Below are 3,004 nucleotides of genomic sequence, written 5' to 3' on the forward strand. Positions count from 1 at the left end.
AGCTCAGGCTCGACAGCAGGAAGGGATAGAGCTCGTTGACCGAGGCGAAGGTGCCGGAAAGCCCGCCGGTCGCATTGAGGATCCGGTAGGTCGTGCGCGGCGCGAAGGTCGAACCCGGCTGGGCATAGACGCTGACCGATCCGCCCTGCAGCGCCGCCGTGCCGCCGACAGTGATCAGGTCGCTCTGGCCCGCGCCGTTGACCTCGGCGCTGTAGACGCCGCTGCTGCTGAGATTGCCGGTGACGGTCATCGTGCCGATCGAATTGCCCGGTGCCATGACGCCGCTGTTGATCACGTTGCCGGCCACGGTGCCGCTGCCGCCCATCGTGCCGTAGTTCGCGACAGTGCCGGCGATCGTCCCGTTGTTGGTGAGCGATCCGTAATTCTGCAGCGGGACACCGACCGACTGTACGGTGCCGGCATTGCCGAGATACGACGTCGGCGACACCGTATAGCCGCCGCCGGTCACGAACGTGGCGCCGGGCAGCACCGAGAGATTGCCGATCATCGTGCCGCTGAGCGCCAGCGTGCCGCCGGCCACGATCGTGCCGCCGATGTAGGTGTTGTTGCCGCCCAGCACCAAGGTGCCCGTTCCCGCCAGGGTGAGGCCGCCCGTCCCACTGATGTTGTTGCTCCAGAAGTCGAAGGCGCTGAAGCCGACGGCGCTGCCGTTCATGGTCACCGTGACCATGCCGTTGTTGAACGCGCCGTAGCCGCCCGCCGCGGCATAGAGGTTGAGCCGCGCCCAGCCGCTGCCGTCGTCGAACGGCACGCCGGCTGGCAGCATGGTCGAGGTCAGCACGTCGAGCTGCTGCTGGCTGCTGAGATAGGGGAAGCGCGAGGCGATCAGGAAGTTCGAGTTTGCCGGCGCGGTGTTGGTGCTGTTGGACGGCAGCGGACCTTGCAGGCCGTAAGTCGCGAGCTGGAGGTAAGCCTGGTTGGCGGCAGTCAGCTGGCTGGCGCTCGGGAAGACGCCGTTGGCGATGCAGGCCGCCACGTTCGACGCGCAGCCCTGGTAAGGATAGAGGGACGCCGCATTGGTGGCCGCCTGCGCCTGGTTGTAGAGGTTACCGACATAGGTGGAGAAGCTCTGGCCCGCGGCGGCGCTGGGCGCGTAGGTGCTGAAGGCCGTGTTGTAGAGCTGGTTGGTGCCGGACAGCAGCTGGGCCAGCGTGTAGTAGGCGATGACGCGGCTGCCGATGATGTCGAGCGGGTGGTGCACGCCCATGACGTTGCGGCCGATGCCCCACTCCAGAGCCGACACCATCAGGCTTTGATAGGCCTGCGGCATCAAGATGGCGTTCAGCACGGCGGTGGTGTTGCCCGCCTGCGAATGACCGCTCGGGAAGGCCGGGCTGCCCTGATATTCGGGCCATTGGCCGTTTTGGGTCGACACGGCGAAGGCCCACGGCTGCTGCCCAGGCGACAGGCTGCTCCAGGGTATGGCGGAGATTTGCGAGGTGAGCTGGAAAGGGCGCAGGTCCTGGCTGGCGGGATTGGTCGCCGGCACGGGATTGTTGGGCGAGTAGGGCGAGGTCGCCCACGCCGTCGAGTATCCCAGCTGCTTCAGCAAGTACGTGTTGTAGCTGCCGAAGGAGTACTTCAGGTCGTTCGCCTGGGCGATGGCGCTGTAGACCGTGCCGGCAAGATCCAAGATCTGGCTGTTGAGCCCCGGCTGGTTCGTGACGTTGGTGGCGGGCGTCGCCGTCGAGGTGACGATGGGAGCGAACGGCCCGAAGGCGGCGCCGGCCGCGCCGGTCTGGAAGGACGAGGCGTTGAGCGCGGTATAGCTGTTCAGCGCCGGCGGATTGGTGCCGACGGGCGGACCGGCAACGGATACCGGCATGTTCGAGATCGCGTTCCAGATCACGGCCTGCACGTCGCCGACGGCGACCAGCGCCGCGTTGTTGCGTTGGGCCGTCGTGGCGTTCTGGTAGAGGTTGACGACCTGGTTCAGGCTGTTGGTGAGCAGGGTCTGGCCCGGGGTCGAGCTGGGAAGGCTCGCGAACGAGCTGATGCGCGGGTACTGGTCCTGCAGCAGCGAGCACTGCAGGCTGCCGAGGTTGCCGCAGTTCTGGGCCGAGGCCGTGCCGGCCGGCAACAGCGGCAAGGCGAAGGCCAGCGCCGTGCTGCCCAGCAGGCCGAGCGTGAAACGCCGATACGCGTATTTCATTGTCTTCCCCATCTCCCCTTGCCGGCCGAGGGACCAAGCCTGCCCGCTCTGCAACCTCGACCTGCAACTTGGGGTTAAGCTACCCGGCCGGCCGTCGGTATCAATCGCGTGAGTGCCCAAAATGGGCCACAAGCGCCTTACGGGCGGGAAGGGGAGGTGCCAATGTCGGGACGAGGCGTGAGAAGACGAGCGAAGCCGCCGCCATCGCCGGCGGCCGGGAATGGGGATGCGATGCCACGACGACGCGCCACCGCCACGCCGACGGACGGGCGCCTGGCGCTGGTCGAGGGGCGGGTGAACTCGCGCATGTTCGTCTTCCTGGTGGGCAACTACCTGCACCGCATCGAGCAGGACCGGCGCGGCCTCTATGGCGGCGATCTCGACCTCGCGGTCGTCGCCGAGATGATCGGCACGGCGGGCGTCGAACCCGGCATGCGCGACGCCGCCTACCGCCAGAAGCACAGGGACTTCGAGCGCGCCATCCCGGTCGAGGAGCAGCGCGCGGTGAACGCGAGCTCGATCGCCGTCGCCGCCGGCATCCCGCGCGAGACGGTGCGGCGCAAGATCAGGAAGCTGCGCGAGCTCGGCATCGTCGTCGAGAAGGAGCCGGCGCAGTACGTGCTGCGGCCCGGCGTGCTGCTCGAGGCCAAGCACCAGGCGGCGTTCGCGCGCGCCATCGAGCAGACAGTGCGGTTCGTGAACGAGCTGCTGGAGAACGGGGTGGTGAAGTGGGTGCCGGCGAAGAAGGGCAAGGCCACGGCGCGCAAGTGATGACGGGACGGCTATCGCATATGGCTACAAAGTCCCGTCATCCCGACCGGAGCGCGAAGC

At 67.4% G+C, this 3,004-nt stretch carries 2 protein-coding genes; one reads left to right on the forward strand and one right to left on the reverse strand.

All coding sequences use genetic code 11. The annotated features are described in order from the left end of the window. Positions 1–2,173, reverse strand: a 2,173-nt coding sequence (locus tag RSO01_RS46400) for a phosphatase PAP2 family protein (protein WP_147157414.1), incomplete at its 3' end; no start/stop codon positions are given. Between the two features lie 231 nt (positions 2,174–2,404). Here RSO01_RS46400 and RSO01_RS46405 point away from each other — a divergent pair. Next, complete coding sequence (locus RSO01_RS46405) at positions 2,405–2,944, forward strand: helix-turn-helix domain-containing protein (protein ID WP_147157415.1); 540 nt, start codon at positions 2,405–2,407, stop codon at positions 2,942–2,944. The last annotated feature ends 60 nt before the right edge of the window (positions 2,945–3,004 follow it).

This window comes from Reyranella soli (genome assembly GCF_007992495.1).
GTDB classification, from domain to species: Bacteria; Pseudomonadota; Alphaproteobacteria; order Reyranellales; family Reyranellaceae; genus Reyranella; species Reyranella soli.

Coding starts and splice junctions, on each gene's coding strand:
- RSO01_RS46405 (WP_147157415.1), top strand. CDS start 2,405: ATGCCACGACGACGCGCCACCGCCACGCCGACGGACGGGCGCCTGGCG.